The following is a 16,502-nucleotide window of genomic DNA, read 5'->3' as shown; positions in this document are numbered from 1 at the left end:
CGAAGCGAGACCGCCGCGTGTCGAAACCAACGCAAGCAGACGATGTCAGTACCTCATGGTCGCTAATACCGTTGTCTCACCAGTGGTTTCGACGCGCCTCTAGCCTAGCGGCTCGAGTCGCTCAACCAGCAAGAAAGGGCAGCGCAACCAGCGGAGAATGTGCCACGCACCAGCAGAGGAGGCAGCTCAGCGCGCCACCGGGAACCGAAGATCAAGCGGCGCAGCCGGTCCGACGCTCAGGAGAGCCAACGCCTCCGGTGTGATCCCCGGCCGGAATCGCACCGAAGCCCCGAAGACGTCGCGGCCATTGCCGATTCGACTCAGGTCGACGTCGGCGATGTCGATACGGCGCAGCGCGTCGGTGCCGTTGGTGTTGGTGGTGGAGGTGCGCATGCTCAGCACGCCGCGCCCGTTGGCGACCCGGATGACGGGATCGGCCAGCGCGATCTCCGACAGATGGAAGCGGGTGAACGCCACGATGGTCCCGCGGAAACGCAACACGCCGTTACCGTTTCGCACGGCGCCGTCGCGTAGCGCGAAGGTCAGACGCCCGGCGTCGTCGACTCCCGCGCCGTCGGTGCCGTACACCCCACCCTGCAGTTGCTTGGTGACGGTGCGGTAGAAGGAGGGCGAGTAGGCCCAGATCAGGTTGCGCGGAGCGGGTTTCGGTGTATTCGCCCCGGGTGTGGTCGAGTAGTTGATCGGCACCGAGAGTTCCTGTGCGGCGTTGACCGCCCCGGCCGCACCGTAGGTGTAGACACCGTAGCGGGCGCCGGCGGGAGTGTCCTTGGGGGTGCTGGCGACGACGCGTGCGGTGAAGGTTCCCTGCGGCGACAGCGGGACCCACTGCTGGCGGATGGTGCGACGCATGTCGAAGGGCGCCGACGGTACCTGCGCCAGCGCCGACGGCGCGAGAGCCCATTGCACGCCCAGCCGGGTTGCGGCGCGGGCGGATTCCGGCGCACCGGCGGACGGCTTCCAGTGCGGCGCGAAGGCACCGAAGGCGATGAAGGTGCCGTGCGGTACGCCCGGCGGCACGGGCAGCGGGAATCCGCCGCCGCGGTTGGCGTTCGGGTCTAAGCCGCGACCCTTCACCACCAACGTGTCACCCGGGTGCACCACGGTGTTGCCGATCGGCGTGACACCGTCGGCGGCGAACACGTCGATGTGCGGCCGGAACACCGGAGCCGCGTGGGCGCCGGTCACCGAGGACGGCAACACCAAACCGGTGAGCGCGACTGCGAGCACGACGAGGATGCCGAGACGACGGGACAGAATGCGACGCTGCATGAGGGCACCCTAACGCCACCGCTGCGCGTCGCCTACCGACCAAGGTCCCGATCCGGCCACTACAGTCGGTCCATGACCGAGTACGTGCTCGTGGTCGCCGGCCTGGCCGGACTCATCCTCGGCGCCGAACTCCTCGTGCGCGGTGGCTCGGCCATCGCCACCCGGCTCGGTGTCTCGCCGCTGCTCGTGGGGCTGACCGTGGTGTCGATCGGTACGAGCCTGCCCGAACTCGCGGTCGGCATCGACGCCACCCTCAACGACGCGGGGCCGCTTGCGGTGGGCAACATCGCCGGCACCAACATCGTGAACATCCTGCTGATCCTGGGCCTCTCAGCCGCGCTGGTTCCGCTGGCGCTGCGCCCGCAGACCGTACGCTTCGACCTGCCCGTCATGGTGATCAGCGCGCTACTGCTCCTGATCCTGTGCGCCAACGGAACGCTGTCCCGGTACGACGGCCTGGCGCTGGTCGCGATCGCCGTCGCCTACACCGTGTGGTCGATTCGCCAGGAACTCGTCACCCGCGACACCCTGCCGCTCGAGAACCACACCGCCCAGGACGCAGGTTCGATGTGGTGGCGCGGTGCGCAGCTGGTCGCCGGGATCGGGGTTGTGGTCATCGGCGCCGAATGGCTCGTCGACGGGTCGGTGCAGGTGGCCACCGACCTCGGTGTCAGCGAAGCGTTCATCGGTCTCACCATCATCGCGATCGGCACGTCCGCACCCGAATTGGCCACCACCGTCATGTCGACGATCCGCGGCGACCGTGATCTCGCGATCGGCAACCTCATCGGCTCCAGCGTCTACAACGTCACCTTCATCCTCGGCGCCACGGCGCTGGTCCGGCCGCTCGAGGTGACCGACGAGCTCATCCGCATCGACATCCCGCTGATGGCAGCCGTTGCGCTGCTGTGCATCCCGGTGTTCATCACCGGCCGAAAGGTGACGCGCGCCGAAGGCGTCGGCTTCGTCCTCGTCTACTGCGTGTATCTCGGATTACTCATCGCATTCCGGACGTGAATCTCGGAGTCACGCTCCCTCGACGCGGTTACCCTTCTCGTCCCAGTGCTCGGCGACCTTCTTGCTCGGCTGCACCCGCGGCGGCTCACCCGGCATCTTCGGGTAGCTCGGCGGATACGGCATATCACCGAGGCCGTTCGCGTCGTCGGCCTGCACCATCTCGAGCAACCGCTCGATTCCCTTGCGGTGCTTGGCGATATCCGCCCACGGATCGCCGCGGTCGGAGATCATCGTGGGTACCGTGGTCATGGTGCAGTCATCGGGGTCGACGTCGGCGAGTTCTTCCCAGGTCACCGGTGTCGACACCCGGCCGATGGCACTGCGTCGCACCGAGTACGGCGACGCCATCGTCCGGTCGCGAGCGTTCTGGTTGAAGTCGATGAAAATGCGTTCTCCGCGTTCCTCTTTCCACCATGATGTGGTCACCGAATCCGGATCGCGTCGTTCCAGCTCACGGGCCAGCGCGATCACCGCCCGCCGCGTGGCGATGAAGTCCCACTTCGGTTCGATGGGCACGAATACATGCACCCCGCGGCCGCCCGACGTCTTCGGAAACCCGGTGAACCCCAACTCCTCCAACAGGGGACGCAGCCCGTCGAGCGCGACTCGCCGCACGTCGTCGAAGGTGGTTCCGGGCTGCGGGTCGAGGTCGATGCGCAGTTGATCGGGATGGTCGTTGTCGGGGTCGACGGTGGGCCACGAGTGGAAGGTCACCGTCCCGAGGTTGGCGCCCCAGACGACGTCGGCGGGGACCGTCGGTTTGATCGCATCACCGGTTCGCCCGGACGGGAACACGATTCGGGTGGACTGTACATGCTCGGGACGCTTCTTGGCGATGTGCTTCTGATAGATCTCGTCGCCCTCGACGCCGTCGGGGAAACGTTGCAGAAAGGTCGGACGGTCCCGCAAGGCCCGCATGATGGGCCCGTCACTGCCGTCCGGACCGAGTGCCATGGTTCGGTAGTAGCCGACGAGATCCCTTTTCCGCCCGCCGTTCTCACCGAGTTCGGGAAAGTAGATCTTGTCCGGGTTGCTCATCCGGACGGGTACGCCGTCGACGTCGAGTTCCTCTGCGGGAGAACGCGATGCCATCTCAGGCCCCTTCCAACACGTCGTGCAGGTCATAGGTCAGTGGGACCTCGAGCTGATCGTATCCACAGCTCTCCGGGTCGCGATCCGGGCGCCACCGCAGGAACTTGACGGTGTGCCGGAACCGGTGATTCTCCATCTGGTCGTAGGCGAATTCGGCGACAAGCTCGGGCCGGATCGGTATCCATTCCCCCGACTTCTCCGACCGCCACCGCGTCGGCTCGCCGGCCGCCGGCTTGTCCGGGTCCAGACGCATCGGCTCGAACTGTTCCTGCAATTCGATCCGCTTCTTGTCGGAGAACGCGCTCGATCCGCCGACCATGTGCAGGTCACCGTCGTCGGTGTGCAGCCCGAGCAGCATCGACCCGACGCCGGTCCCGCTCTTGTGCACCCGGTAGCCGATGATGACGCAGTCGGCGGTCCGCTTGTGCTTGACCTTCACCATCTCTCGTTTGCCTTCGACATACGTGCCCGCCAGCCGTTTGCCGACGACACCGTCGAGGCCCGCGCCCTCGAAGGCGGAGAACCAGTCCTGCGCGAGAGTCGGATCGGCTGTCACCCGGCTCACGTGGAAGCGACGGTCGCGCCCACCGGGCCCGACGGCCCGCAGCAGCGTGTCGCGCCGCACCTCGAACGGTTCGGCCATCACGTCCGCCGATTCCAGCGCCAGCGCGTCGAATCCGATGAAAATGGCCGGGGTCGTCTCGGCGAGCATGTTGACCCGCGAGGCTGCTGGATGAATTCGCTGGGCCAGGGTGTCCCAGTCGAGGCGATGGGTCCCGCCGATCTCGGCGGGCACACCGATCTCGCCGTCGAGCACCACCTTCTCGGGCAGTTCCTCCTTGGCCGCAGCGACGATCTCCGGAAAGTAGCGAGCCAGGTCCTTGCCGCCACGCGAACCGATGGACACTTCATCGCCGTCGCGGAAGATCAACGCGCGGAAGCCATCCCACTTGGGCTCGTATGACCACACCGGGTCGGCGTCGTCGGGTTGGGCAGGTATGTCGGTGACCGCCTTGGCGAGCATCGGCGAAATCGGTGGCATGACCGGAAGATCCACAGGCCCATCGTCCTTCATCCAGTGTTGCGAGCGCAACGATCACACGCCCCTGTCGCAGTACTGACTGATCCGACGGCCCGTTCTCATCGCGGTAGGCTCGACGACGATGTCTGCCACCGCACCAGCCGGCCGTTTCGCGCCGTCGCCGTCGGGTGAACTGCACGTCGGCAACCTGCGTACCGCCGTGCTGGCCTGGCTGTTCGCCCGCACCACCGGACGCCGATTCCTGCTGCGCATGGAGGATCTGGACCGGACCGCGGTCGGCGCCGACGCGGGACAGATCGCCGACCTGCGGGCGCTGGGTATCGACTGGGACCCGCCCGTGATCTACCAGACGACGCGCCGCGAGAGCTACCGCGCCATCGTCGAGGAACTGCGCGACGAGGGACGCACCTTCGAATGCTTCTGCACACGCCGCGAGATCCTGGAAGCGCCGTCCGCGCCGCACGCCCCGCAGGGCGCCTACCCGGGCACGTGCCGCGATCTGACCGACGCCCAGCGGGCGGAACGCCAGGCGTCGGGCCGGCCGCCGGCGATCCGCATTCGGGCCGACGTCACCACCTTCGAGGTGCATGACGTGCTGCACGGCGATTACCGGGGCATGGTCGACGACTTCGTGATCTGCCGCAACGACGGCACGCCCGCCTACAACCTGGCCGTCGTCGTCGACGACGCCGCCGAATCGATCGACCAGGTGGTGCGCGGCGACGACCTGCTCTCGTCGGCACCCCGGCAGGCCTGGCTGGCCACCGTCATCGGCGCCTCCCCACCCACCTACGCCCACGTGCCGATGGTCCTCAACGCCGACCACGTCCGCCTGTCCAAACGCGACGGCGCCGTGACGCTCGCCGACCTCGCCGCCGACGGCGTCTCCCCCACGACCGTTCTGTCCCACATCGCCCACTCGCTGGATCTCGCCGCCCGCGACGAATTCGTGGACCTCGATCTCCTGGCCCGACGGTTCGACCCCGACGCGTTGCCCCGCGAACCGTGGATTCTCACGGCCTCCGAGTGGGCTTCGCCAGGTGCCGGCTGAGCCACGACGCCCCCGTGCTGGTTGAGCTGGTTGAGCCGCGACGGCGAGAAACGAGCCGCCGCGTGTCGAAACCCCAGCAACACAACAGCATCCGCAATCACCGAATCCACTACGGCACCAATACATCAGCCCCACCAGTGGTTTCGATACGCCTCCGCTGGCGCTCCGGCTACTCAACCAACGGTAGGAGCGACCCACCCAGCAAGGGGAACAACACGATCACGCCGCCGTCGCCATCAGTCTCTGCAGGACGTCGTTGAGCGTGATCAGCCCCACCGGGCGACCACCATCGGTCACCAGTGCCAGGTGAGTTCGGGTTTCACGCATGCGGGCCAGCGCCGCATACACCGGTTCGTCGATGTCCAGTGTCAGGACCGGACGCATGAGATCTGCGGCGGTCTGCTCCGAACCCAGGCTGTCGCGCACGTGCACGACGCCGTCGACGTCGCCGCCGGCCCCCCGGACCAACAGTCGAAGATGGCCGGATGAACGTGCCGCAGAACGGATGTCGTCACCGGATGCATCCCGACCCACGGCGCCCAGCTCGCCACTGGGACGCACCACGTCGGCCACCGTCAGCGACTCGAGTTCCAGTGCGCTGGTGAGGTGCGCGTGATAGCGCTCATCGAGGGTTCCGACCGTCGCCGAATGCTCGACGAGGTGACGCAACGCGTCGCTGTCCTGACCGGTGGCCACCTGATCGACCGGCTGGACGCCGACCTTCACCAGACACCAGTTGGCGAGCCGGTTCAGCACCACGATGACCGGCCGGGTGAGCCACATGAACGCCCGCATCGGGAGCGCCAGCAGCACCGCGGACCGTTCCGGGTGGGCGATGGCCCACGATTTCGGCGCCATCTCACCGACCACCAGATGGAGGAAGGTGACGATGATCAGCGCCAGCACAAAGCCGGCGACGTCGGCGACCCACATCGGCGCACCCCACCCGGAGGTCGCCGGCGTGAGCCAGTGGTGCACAGCAGGTTTGGTGACCGCGCCCAGGGCCAGGGTGCAGACGGTGATACCCAGCTGCGACCCGGCTAGCAACACCGACAGTTCGGATGCGCTGCGCAACGCGGCACGGGCGCTGCGGCTGGTGGCCGCGGCATCCTCGATGCGGTGGCGACGAGCGGCGATCAGCGCGAACTCGACAGCCACAAAGAACGCACTCGCCGCGATGAGCACCACGGTCACCAGCGCGACGACCCACGGGTTACTCACCGCGCACCTCCTCGATTCGCACCGACGACGGGACCCGTTTATCCACTTCCAGTACGGTGGCCCGCAATTCGCGTTCGGGGGCGTCGTCGCCGTCGGCCAGTTCCGCCGGGTCGGGTTCGAGAGTGATCGTGACGGTGTCCCCCACCTTCGGCAGGCCGACGAACTCGGCGATCACCAGGCCGGCCAGGGTTTCGTAATCACCTTCGGGCAGTTCATGTCCGATAGTCCGCGACGCCTCGTCGAGGTGCACGTCGCCGCGCATCCGCCATCCGTCGCCGTCGCGCGCGATGGGTTCGGTGGACTCCGGATCATGTTCGTCGTCGATCTCGCCGACGACCTCCTCGGCGATGTCCTCGGCGGTCACCACACCGGCGAAACCGCCGTATTCGTCGATGACGATGGCCATCTCGTCGTCGGTGGCCGCCAGTTGCTCGAGCACCTCGGGCAGCGGCAGCGTCGACGGCACGACCACCGCCGGACGACACAGGTCACGAGCGGTCGCCGCCGGGTCGGCCGTCGGCGGTGTGGCCGCGGATTCGGCAGACCAGTCGAGCAGATCGTGCAGGTGGATGACGCCGTGTACCTCGTCGGTCGCCGGATCGAGCACCGGATACCGCGTGTGGCCGGTCCCCATCAGCGTCATCACGTCGGCCGCGGCGGCGTCGGCCTCCACATGGTCGACGCGCGGTCGCGGGATCATAGCGTGTTCGGCTGTGCGCGTGGGAAAGTCGAGAACCCGGTCGAGCAGCACCGACAACTCCGGGGGCAGTTCACCCGCGTCACGGGATTCGGCGACGATGTGTTCGAGGTCGCGCACCGACGCCGAGTGCTCGACGTCGTGCACCGGTTCGATACGCAGCACCCGCAGCAACAGATTCGACGACTTGTCGAAAAGGGCGATGAGCCAACCGAACACGGCCAGATAGATCGTGGTCGAGCGGGCCAGCCAGCGCGCCACGGGTTCGGGGCGGGCGATGGCGAGGTTCTTGGGGAACAGTTCGCCGAACACCATCTGCACGACGGTGGAGAACAGGACGGCCAGCACGGTGCCGATCGCGACACCCACGGCGACCGGCACACCCACTCCGTTCAGCAGATCACCGAAGCCACTACCGATCAGTGGTTCTGCCACGTAACCGACAAGCAGGCCGGTGACCGTGATGCCCAGCTGTGCGCCGGACAACATGAACGAGGTGCGCCGGGTCACGGTGAGAGCGCGCCCGGCGGCGGCGTCGCCCGCCTCGGCACGGGCCTTGAGCCGCGACCGGTCGACCGCCATGTAGGCGAACTCCTGCGCGACGAAATAGCCGGTCAGGGCGGTGATGGCCAGCACGACGACGATGCCGGCGAGAATTCCGAGGGCGGTCAGCATGACGCACCCCTCATGATGGTTGCCCCCTCATGGGGGCCGGATCGTCGAGGTTTCCTGCGTTTGCGCCTGGCGCGGGTCATCAGTGCTTTCTGGTCAGTTATCGGTCGGTCGTCACCCGGGGATCACCATCCACGGTGCCGGAAAGACGACATGTCACGCAAACCCAACGTCCCGGACGCCGACAGAGTTCCCGCTACGACGCACCCGCGTAATACCGGCCGAGGAACTCGTCGCGGTACTCGGCGTAGTTGCCGTCCTCGATGGCTTGTCGTGCCCGGTCGACCAGCGTCACCACGAAGGACACGTTGTGCAGAGTCGCCAACGTCGCGGCGAGACCCTCCTTGGCCTTGAACAGGTGATGCAGGTAGGCGCGGCTGTACTGGGAGGTGTAGTTCTCGATCTCCGGGTCGAGCGGACGAAAGTCCTTGCGGTAGCGGGCATTGGTGATGTTGTACCGACCGTCCAGCGAGTAGATGGCGCCGTTTCGTGCGACGCGGGTCGGCGACACACAGTCAAAGGTGTCAGCGCCGTTCTCGATGGCGGTGAAGATGTCGTCGGGCTCGCTGATGCCGAGCAGATGTTTCGGCGCATCCTCGGGCAGTTCGTCGTTGACCCAGCCGACGATGGTCCCCAGGTCGTCCTTGGTCAGTGCCCCGCCGATGCCGTAGCCGCCGAAACCGCGCCCACCCTGCTCGACGTCCCGTCGGCTCATCTCCACGAGATCACGAGATGCCTTGCGCCGCAGATCTTCATATTGCGCGCCCTGGATGACACCCCACAGCGACTGCGGTGGACGATGCGAACGCTGCGCGGTGAGCCGATTGTGTTCGGCCAGACAGCGAATCGCCCACAGTCGGGTGCGCTCCAGCGAATTCTCCTGGTACTCGCGGGTGTTCATCAGCGTGGTCAGCTCATCGAAGGCGAAGATGATGTCGGCGCCGAGTTGATGCTGGATCTGCATCGACACCTCGGGGGTGAGCCGGTGCGCAGACCCGTCGAGGTGCGATTTGAACGTCACCCCGTCGTCGTCGACGCGGGAGAGCCGCTCTTTGCCGTTGGCGGTCAGCTCGTCGTCGGGGGTGTGGTTGGGGTCCATCGAGATGACCTTCTTGAACCCCGCGCCCAGCGACATCACCTGGAAGCCGCCGCTGTCGGTGTAGGTGGGGCCCGGCCAGTTCATGAACGCGCCGAGCCCGCCCGCCTCGTCGATGATCTCCGGGCCGGGCTGCAGATAGAGGTGATAGGCGTTGGCCAGCACCGCCTGCGCGCCGAGCGCGGCCACCGACTCCGGCAGCACCGTCTTGACCGTGGCCTTGGTGCCGACCGGCACAAAGGCGGGGGTGTGGATCTGGCCGTGCGGGGTGGTGATCACCCCGGTACGGCCCTTGGCACCGGGCAACCGGGTGCCCACGGCGAAGCTTTGATCCGGGGTCTGCAAGCTGCTCACCGGAGCATCTTCGCAGGTGACGGCGTGTCGGCCCAAACCACAGCGGAGTTGGTTACCGTGAGATCCATGCTGCGAACACCACATCGACTCGTCTCGTTCGGCATCGGCACCCTGGCCACCGGCGCGTTGGCGCTCTCGCTCGCCGGCTGTGGCAGCGAGCAGGAGGTGGGCTCGAGCGCCACCTCGGAACCACTCGCCTTGTCCTCGAGCGCTCCCGTCGTCGGCGGTCCGCGCCCGCAGTCGCCGGCCACCACATCGTCGGCCGAGTCGGTGTCCTCCTCGGCAGCCGAAGCCGGTCATGTATGCCGCAAGATCCCCGGCCCCGACGGCGCGCTGCGCGTCATCATCGTTGCCGGGAATGTCTCGTGCGCCACGGCCACCGAAGTCGCGAACGAGTACGGACCCAAGATCGCCACCGGCTCACAGCAGCAGGTCTCGGGCTGGACGTGCGGACCGTCGGACATCGAAGGGATGCTCGCCGCCTGCGTCAAGGGCAGCGACGTGATCGGCTTCACCCCGTAGCAGCGCTTGACCCTCACGCGACGTGATGGCCGACGGTGATCTGTGTGAGCAACGGAAAGCAGACGGGTGACCTCACGGTCGGCGCCGTAGCCGGTCTCGTCGGCGTCAGCGTGCGTACCCTGCACCACTACGACCAGATCGGTCTGGTGGTGCCGTCGGGTCGTACGCCCGCCGGGTACCGCGTCTACGACGACGCCGACGTCGAACGTCTCCACCAGGTCCTGACGTACCGGGAACTGGGCTTTCCGCTCGAGCAGATCGCGACCCTGCTCGACGATCCCGACCCGCATCGGCACCTGGAGACTCAGCGTGACCTGCTGCGCGAACGAATCGACCGCTTACATCGGATGGTCGCCGCAGTGGAGGACATGATGACCGCCAAGAAGACCGGAATCCAGCTGACCGCCGCCGAGCAGGCCGATATCTTCGGCGACGACTGGACCGGCGACGAGTACGCCACCGAGGCCGAGCAGCGCTGGGGTGACACCGATGCGTGGAAGCAGAGCCGACAGCGCACGGCGCAGTACACCAAGGCCGACTGGCAGCGCATCAAGGACGAGACCGACGCCTTCGAGGCGCGGATCGCCGACGCGATGCGACGCGGCGTCGACCCGGGTAGCGCCGAGGCCGACGAGCTAGCCGAGGCGCACCGGGCATCGATCGAGCAGTTCTACGACTGCAGCCACGAGATGCAGGTATGCCTGGCCGACATGTACGTCGCCGATCCGCGGTTCACCGCGCACTACGACGGGATCGCCAGCGGCCTCGCGGTCTACCTGCGCGAGGTGATCCGGGCCAACGCGGCCAAGCACTGACCCGCGTCAGTGTGTCGCAATGCAGAAACCGCGTGTCCCGCCAGAAACCTGTCTCGTGAAGGCGGTTTCTGACGCGACACGCGGTTTCTGCTGTGGCCTCAGTTCAGCAACGCCTGCGCGACCCGCTCGAGTTCGGCGACACGGCTGCCCTTGACCAGCACCGCGTCGCCCGCTCCGAGGTCGCTCAGCTCGGCGGAGGCCGCCGCGACGTCGGCGACGTGCCGGACGTCGGCGCCGTAGGTGGGCTCACCGACGGCGATCACCTCGATCCCGAGTTCCCGCGCCTGCGACGCGATCGCCTCGTGCTGCCACGCCGAATCATGGCCGAGCTCGGCCATCGTGCCGAGTACCGCGATCCGACGACCCGCCGCCAGTGCCGCAAGCGACTGCAACGCGGCCGACATCGACGTGGGGTTCGCGTTGTAGGCGTCGTTGAGGATCGTGACACCGCGCTCGGAGGTGACCAGTTCCATCCGCAGCCCCGACAACGCGGCACCGAGCAGACCCTCGGCGAACTTCTCCAGCGGCACCCCGAGCCCACCGGCCGCGGCGACCGCAGCCAGTGCGTTGGGCACCTGATGCTCCCCACGCGCGGCGAGCCGGATGTCGGTCTCCCCCCACGGCGAATGCAGCCGGAATGAGGCGCGCAGCTCATCGTCGATCACCACCGCCGAGGCGTGCACGTCTGATTCGGGGGTGAGCCCGAAGGTGATGACCCGCGCCGACGTGCGGTCGGCCATCGCCGCGACATGTTTGTGGTCGGCGTTGAGGACCGCGATGCCGTCGTCGGGCAGCGCCTCGACGAGTTCGCCCTTCGCCCGCGCAACCGCCTCGATGTTGCCGAACAGTTCCAGATGCACACCTTCGACGCGGGTGATGATCCCGACGGTCGGTTTGCCGATGGAACACAGCAGGTCGATGTGGCCGATGCCGCGCGCACCCATCTCCAGCACCACGGCCTCGGTGTCGTCGGGTGCGTTGACCAGCGTCAACGGCAAACCAAGCTCGTTGTTGAAGGATTTCTCGCTGGCCGCGGTCCGGAACGTCGTGGCAAGCAACCCGGCCAGCAGATCCTTGGTGGAGGTCTTGCCCACCGACCCCGTCACGCCGACCACCCGGCCGGGCAGCCGGTCACGGGCCGCGGCCCCCAGCGCCGCGAGGGCGCGTGCGGTGTCGTCGACGATGATGGCCGCGCCCGCCGCGCCATCGACGGCACCCGCGGACGTCAGATACGCCGGCGCCCCGGCGTCGAGGGCAGCAGAAATGAAGTCGTGTCCGTCGCGGGCCGCGACGATCGGCACGAACAGCTGCCCGGTCGACACGCTGCGCGAATCGATGGTCGCCCCGTTGACGGCGACGTCATCGCCCACGAGTTGTCCGCCGACCACTTCTGCGATCTCGCTCGCCATGAATTGCACGCGTCAACGCTAGCCGACCGTCGCAGCGCCTCCGCCTCGCCCGTATCGTGACACCCATGCCAACCCCTCTGCTGCGTCTGGTCGTGCTGTTCGGCGGTGTGTCCGCCGAGCACGACGTCTCCCGGGTCACCGCCGCACACGTGCTGGCCGCCGCCGACCGCGGCAAGTACGAGCTCGTCCCGATCGGTATCGCCAAGGACGGGACCTGGCTGCGCAACGACAAGGCCATCGCCGCTCTCACCGACGGCACACCGCTACCCGATGCGCTGGACGTGGCCGGCACCGTCGTCGACCCGCTCACCGAGCTTGCGGCCCACGCCGCCGACACCCCGACCGTCGTGCTGCCACTACTGCACGGTCCACACGGCGAGGACGGCACCATCCAGGGCATGCTCGAGCTGTTCAAGCTCCCCTACGTGGGGGCAGGGGTGCTGTCGTCGGCGCTGTGCATGGACAAGGCGATGGCCAAAGTGGTTGCCGCGCAAGCCGGTATCCCCCAATGCCGCTGGCTGGAATTCCGCGACGGCGTCGACGACCCGAACACCATCGTCGCCGACGCTGTCGGGCAGCTCGGGCTGCCCATCTTCGTCAAACCGGCAAACCTGGGGTCGTCGGTGGGCATCACCAAGGCGCACGACGAAGCCGAACTCGACACCGCGATCAACGTCGCACTGCGCTACGACAACGTGGTGATCCTCGAGGAGGCGGTGACCGGCCGAGAGGTGGAGGTGGCCGTCCTCGGCGACACCGCACCCGAGACGTCGGTGCCCGGCGAGATCGAACCGGGTAGCGAGTTCTACGACTACGAGGACAAGTACATCACCGGCGCCGCCAAGCTGGTCATCCCGGCTCCGCTGAGCGAAGAGGCCACCGCGCAGGTGCGCGAACTGGCCTCGAAGACGTTCACCGCGATGCGCTGCACTGGCATGGCCCGGGTGGACTTCTTCTACGAGGAGTCCGGCCGGGGCTGGCTTCTCAACGAGGTCAACACCATTCCCGGGTTCACCCCCGGCTCGATGTATCCCAAACTGTGGGAGGCAACGGGCATCAGCTACCCCGATCTGATCGATCAGCTGGTCACCTTCGCTCTCGGGGTGCACCGGCGTCGGGTGGGGTTCTCGACGGAGCACTGAGCGCCAGCACGTCAGTCGCCGACCGCTGCTAACACCACCGGATCGGCGCATCCCTTCGCGAATCCGGCGATCCGTTCGTCGATGTCGCGGCCCAGCCACCAGGCACCGATGCGCTCGGCGACCGGAGCCAGCCACGACGGCCGGCAGCCGAAGTTGTACCGCCATGTGGCGAGTGTCTGGCCGTCGCCGTGGTCGGCAAACCGCCACCCGCCGCCGAGCTTGGCGAAGAACCATGGACCGCGCACCATCTTCATGCCGACGGTCGTCGGCGGACGATACGAGACATACTCGCTGACCATGGTGAATCCCATCCGGTGACGGGTGAAGGTCCGCACGCCCCGCCCGGGTTCGGTCGCGCCGTCGAGAAAGTGCTGCTTCGCGATAAACGGGTCCCACCGCAACCGGATGTCGCCGGAGGTCTGGGAGACCGCGAACGCCACCTCCGGGGACACCGGCACCACCACTGACGATTCGACGAGCGGCATTTCGCCAGCCTATCTACTGCGATTAGTTCGTCGGCGCCGGCGACACCCGCCGATCCATGCCCACCACCCGCCCGTCGGTATCGGTCCACTCAGCCGAACAGGACTGCCGATCATCGGGGAAGTGATCGTCCTCGATCGCGTCGGAGTATCACCGGGTTCCGGCGCAACCTCGCTCACCCGCAACACATCTTCGTCATCATTCCGGCGGCAACCCAGCGAGGATCCGGGCCATCAGATATCCCGACACCCGAAGTGTCTTCTCCCCATCGGGTCCCACACGATCCCCCATCCGCGGATAGTCGGCGTGCGTGTGCGCACCTTCTCGAGCCACCCCGTCGGCGGTGGTCCGCGCATTGACGTCAAGTTGCTCGAGTTGAGTCGACGTCGGAGCCGGCCCATTCGGACCGACCCCTCCCTTCGATGTCACGTGCCGAATGTCGTCGTCGTCGCCCTGCATGACATATCCATGACCTTGCCGGAGCCCGAGTTCAGGCTCGTCACTCGCCTCGAAACCCGGTGAACCGTAGAAGACCGCGTCGTCGACGGGATGCCCGCCGGACTCCTGCAGTGCCAACCCCTGCGTCAGCGAACCGTACGAGTGCCCTAGAGCGACGATATGCGGGTCGTCACGTGTCGACGTGGCCTCGAGACAGTTGTAGAACCGCGCGAGATCGCGGGCACCCACGACGGCACGGTCCTGCTGCATCGCCTCCGCCCACGAATACTGATCGGCGAACGGTCGCGTGTTTCCTTTGTCGGGCGGCTCATAGTCGAGCCAGGTGATGGTCGCCACTTTCTGGCCCGGGGCTCCCGCTCGTTCTAGCTGGCTAACGGTTTCGGCACGAAGGGCATTCGACTCGCTCAGCATGTCGGTCATGCTGCCGCGAATGTTCGTGTTCATACCCGGTGTCGTCACCGCAATATGGTCGGCGTCGTCCGGGTTGCCTATCGAGATCGCTGCTTTACCCTGTTCCCCGGTCGTCATGTCGAGTACGAGCAGCATCCGGCCATTCGGATTGATCTCACTCCAGGCGTCTTGATTCATCAACTCCTTCAGCTTCCCTGCGTCCGCGATCTTGCGCTTGACCTGTTCGAGTTCGGCGTCCTCATTGGTCAACAACCCACCGAAGACGTGGTCGTCGATCTGCTTCTCCAGCTGCTTTCGTCGTGCTTCCAGCGCACTCAGCACGCCGCCCAGCCTGCGCATGTTGGCATCGTGTCGGACCGACGACGGTATTCCGTCGAGGTTGCCCAGGAGGTCGGGTCGGTGCTGGAGCAGGTTGTGCTGTTGATCTGGTGGCAGCGCGTCCCAGTACGCCTTGATCTCCGCTGGGCTCTTGCCTTCGGGTGGTTCGAATGGTGTCAGTCCGCCTTGCCCGGCGCCCGCACGCATCGCATCCTCGGTGTTCGCGGCACCATTCGTTGAGATGTGGCCATTGCGAATGGCATTGAAGACACGCTCGGCGTCACCGTCGACGTCGGCCGCCTGGGCGATCAATGCCTTCGCGGCGATCTCGAGACCCTGTCGTTGTTCTTCGCGCGCGGCATCGTCGTCGGGATTCTCCGTTACGTCTGCGGTGACCACTCCATCTGGATGGATTCTCATGCGCGCAGCGGCGGCCTCACCTCGCAAAGTGGCCAAGCGCGATTGGAGGTGCTTGACGGCTGCCGAAGTCTCTACTGCCAGTTGACGTGCGGCGCCCAGAACCGCAGCCTCGTCGCGTAGGTCGTCGGCAGTGACCTGATAGATACCGCGGGCTCCTGCTGCACCGTCGCCAAACCACCCGGGCAACTGGCTCGCGGTCTGCAGTGCAGCCTCGACCTCGGCGACGTGCTCACCCTCTTGCCCAGGGTGTCGGCCATGGTGTCGAGCGCACCCGTGTTCCACGTGTCGATTGTCGCCAGGTCCACGACGGATCAGTTCCCTCTGGCTTGCGATGTGACCGGATTCGGCGGACTGATCGGCGCCGGCGGACCGGCTGGAAGTCGACACGGCGTCTGAATCGAGAGCACTGCGGCCTTGAAGGTGCCGAACATCAGGGCGCTACCACCAGGGCCGCTGAACCTGATATCTCGGTCATCCGGCAGATCGCGATATGCGCCAATCTGTTTCAATCCGTACTCGGCCACGGTCTCGCGCACCACCGCCAACGCCTCCGACCAGTGAGCTTCGCCGATCGGAACCGCCGACACACGCCGGTCCAACTGCACCTGACGCCCGTCGGTGTCGGCCCACTCCCCTGAGCAAGACTGCCGATGATCGGGATAGCGATCACCCTCGATCGCGGACGATCTCCAGTACGTCTCCGGTGCCACCTCCCGAATCCGCAGCGTGAGTCGCTCCCGTAGCCGGCGATAGTCCTCGAGCGTCACATCCAGAGTGGGCAGCCCACGCAGCTCGTCGTTGAGCTCCGTCAGCCGCTGCGGCGACACGTCCTCCGTCTCACCAAACGTCGACTCATTGACAGCCGAACACCCCCCGATTCCAATGACGACAAGCGCCACTGCACTCAACAGACGCGCGCGCATACCGACCCCCCACGCCGACTTCCCCCTACCCTGAGTGAAGAATCAGCCAAACCTATCAAAACCGACAA

General features: G+C 66.7%; 15 protein-coding genes. 5 read left to right on the top strand and 10 right to left on the bottom strand.

Annotation, left to right across the window (positions count from 1 at the left end; translation table 11 throughout):
• Window positions 1-186 precede the first annotated feature (186 nt).
• On the bottom strand, window positions 187-1,290 hold the full coding sequence (locus GBRO_RS02050; protein ID WP_012832341.1) for an HtaA domain-containing protein: 1,104 nt from the start codon (window positions 1,288-1,290) through the stop codon (window positions 187-189).
• Between the two features lie 72 nt (window positions 1,291-1,362).
• On the opposite strand from GBRO_RS02050, the gene GBRO_RS02045 reads away from it, so the two are divergent.
• A complete protein-coding gene (locus tag GBRO_RS02045; RefSeq protein ID WP_012832340.1) occupies window positions 1,363-2,307 on the top strand; it encodes a calcium/sodium antiporter in 945 nt (314 codons plus the stop codon).
• A 9-nt stretch (window positions 2,308-2,316) separates the two neighbouring features.
• On the opposite strand, the gene GBRO_RS02040 is transcribed toward GBRO_RS02045, so the two are convergent.
• Window positions 2,317-3,399: a DNA polymerase domain-containing protein gene (locus tag GBRO_RS02040; RefSeq protein ID WP_012832339.1), complete on the bottom strand. Its 1,083-nt coding sequence runs from the start codon at window positions 3,397-3,399 to the stop codon at window positions 2,317-2,319.
• Between the two features lies 1 nt (window position 3,400).
• Window positions 3,401-4,456, bottom strand: a complete 1,056-nt coding sequence (locus tag GBRO_RS02035; RefSeq protein WP_041919674.1) for an ATP-dependent DNA ligase — start codon at window positions 4,454-4,456, stop codon at window positions 3,401-3,403.
• A 106-nt stretch (window positions 4,457-4,562) separates the two neighbouring features.
• Here GBRO_RS02035 and gluQRS point away from each other — a divergent pair, with 106 nt between their 5' ends.
• Window positions 4,563-5,492, top strand: a complete 930-nt coding sequence (gene gluQRS, locus GBRO_RS02030) for a tRNA glutamyl-Q(34) synthetase GluQRS (protein ID WP_012832337.1) — start codon at window positions 4,563-4,565, stop codon at window positions 5,490-5,492.
• 219 nt (window positions 5,493-5,711) lie between these two features.
• On the opposite strand, the gene GBRO_RS02025 is transcribed toward gluQRS, so the two are convergent.
• From GBRO_RS02025 to tgt, 3 genes are all read right to left on the bottom strand, one after another.
• Window positions 5,712-6,713, bottom strand: coding sequence for a hemolysin family protein (locus tag GBRO_RS02025; RefSeq protein ID WP_012832336.1), 1,002 nt, complete (start codon window positions 6,711-6,713; stop codon window positions 5,712-5,714).
• Window positions 6,706-8,085 carry a hemolysin family protein gene (locus tag GBRO_RS02020; protein WP_012832335.1) on the bottom strand — a complete coding sequence of 460 codons (1,380 nt, stop codon included), beginning with the start codon at window positions 8,083-8,085 and terminating at the stop codon, window positions 6,706-6,708. The genes GBRO_RS02025 and GBRO_RS02020 overlap by 8 nt, the downstream gene beginning before the upstream one ends.
• Before the next feature lie 193 nt (window positions 8,086-8,278).
• Window positions 8,279-9,532 carry a tRNA guanosine(34) transglycosylase Tgt gene (gene tgt / locus GBRO_RS02015; RefSeq protein ID WP_012832334.1) on the bottom strand — a complete coding sequence of 418 codons (1,254 nt, stop codon included), beginning with the start codon at window positions 9,530-9,532 and terminating at the stop codon, window positions 8,279-8,281.
• Window positions 9,533-9,598: 66 nt separating this feature from the next.
• On the opposite strand from tgt, the gene GBRO_RS02010 reads away from it, so the two are divergent.
• Window positions 9,599-10,054, top strand: a complete 456-nt coding sequence (locus GBRO_RS02010) for a hypothetical protein (protein ID WP_052298208.1) — start codon at window positions 9,599-9,601, stop codon at window positions 10,052-10,054.
• A 35-nt stretch (window positions 10,055-10,089) separates the two neighbouring features.
• On the top strand, window positions 10,090-10,869 hold the full coding sequence (locus GBRO_RS02005) for a MerR family transcriptional regulator (RefSeq protein ID WP_012832332.1): 780 nt from the start codon (window positions 10,090-10,092) through the stop codon (window positions 10,867-10,869).
• Window positions 10,870-10,967: 98 nt separating this feature from the next.
• Here the strand turns inward: GBRO_RS02005 and GBRO_RS02000 are convergent, their stop codons facing one another.
• Window positions 10,968-12,278 carry a UDP-N-acetylmuramoyl-tripeptide--D-alanyl-D-alanine ligase gene (locus tag GBRO_RS02000; protein WP_012832331.1) on the bottom strand — a complete coding sequence of 437 codons (1,311 nt, stop codon included), beginning with the start codon at window positions 12,276-12,278 and terminating at the stop codon, window positions 10,968-10,970.
• 65 nt (window positions 12,279-12,343) lie between these two features.
• On the opposite strand from GBRO_RS02000, the gene GBRO_RS01995 reads away from it, so the two are divergent.
• On the top strand, window positions 12,344-13,420 hold the full coding sequence (locus GBRO_RS01995; protein WP_012832330.1) for a D-alanine--D-alanine ligase family protein: 1,077 nt from the start codon (window positions 12,344-12,346) through the stop codon (window positions 13,418-13,420).
• Between the two features lie 11 nt (window positions 13,421-13,431).
• Here the strand turns inward: GBRO_RS01995 and GBRO_RS01990 are convergent, their stop codons facing one another.
• The 3 genes from GBRO_RS01990 to GBRO_RS01980 form a co-directional block, all read right to left on the bottom strand.
• Window positions 13,432-13,905, bottom strand: a complete 474-nt coding sequence (locus GBRO_RS01990; RefSeq protein ID WP_012832329.1) for an SRPBCC family protein — start codon at window positions 13,903-13,905, stop codon at window positions 13,432-13,434.
• Window positions 13,906-14,101: 196 nt separating this feature from the next.
• On the bottom strand, window positions 14,102-15,511 hold the full coding sequence (locus GBRO_RS01985) for an alpha/beta hydrolase (RefSeq protein WP_012832328.1): 1,410 nt from the start codon (window positions 15,509-15,511) through the stop codon (window positions 14,102-14,104).
• A 311-nt stretch (window positions 15,512-15,822) separates the two neighbouring features.
• Window positions 15,823-16,434 carry an LppA family lipoprotein gene (locus GBRO_RS01980; protein WP_012832327.1) on the bottom strand — a complete coding sequence of 204 codons (612 nt, stop codon included), beginning with the start codon at window positions 16,432-16,434 and terminating at the stop codon, window positions 15,823-15,825.
• Window positions 16,435-16,502 lie beyond the last annotated feature (68 nt).

Origin of the sequence: Gordonia bronchialis DSM 43247 (assembly GCF_000024785.1) — a bacterium.
Classification (GTDB): Bacteria; Actinomycetota; Actinomycetes; order Mycobacteriales; family Mycobacteriaceae; genus Gordonia; species Gordonia bronchialis.
Note: the sequence above shows the minus strand (reverse complement) of the source record. Positions and strands in the feature narration are given on the sequence as shown.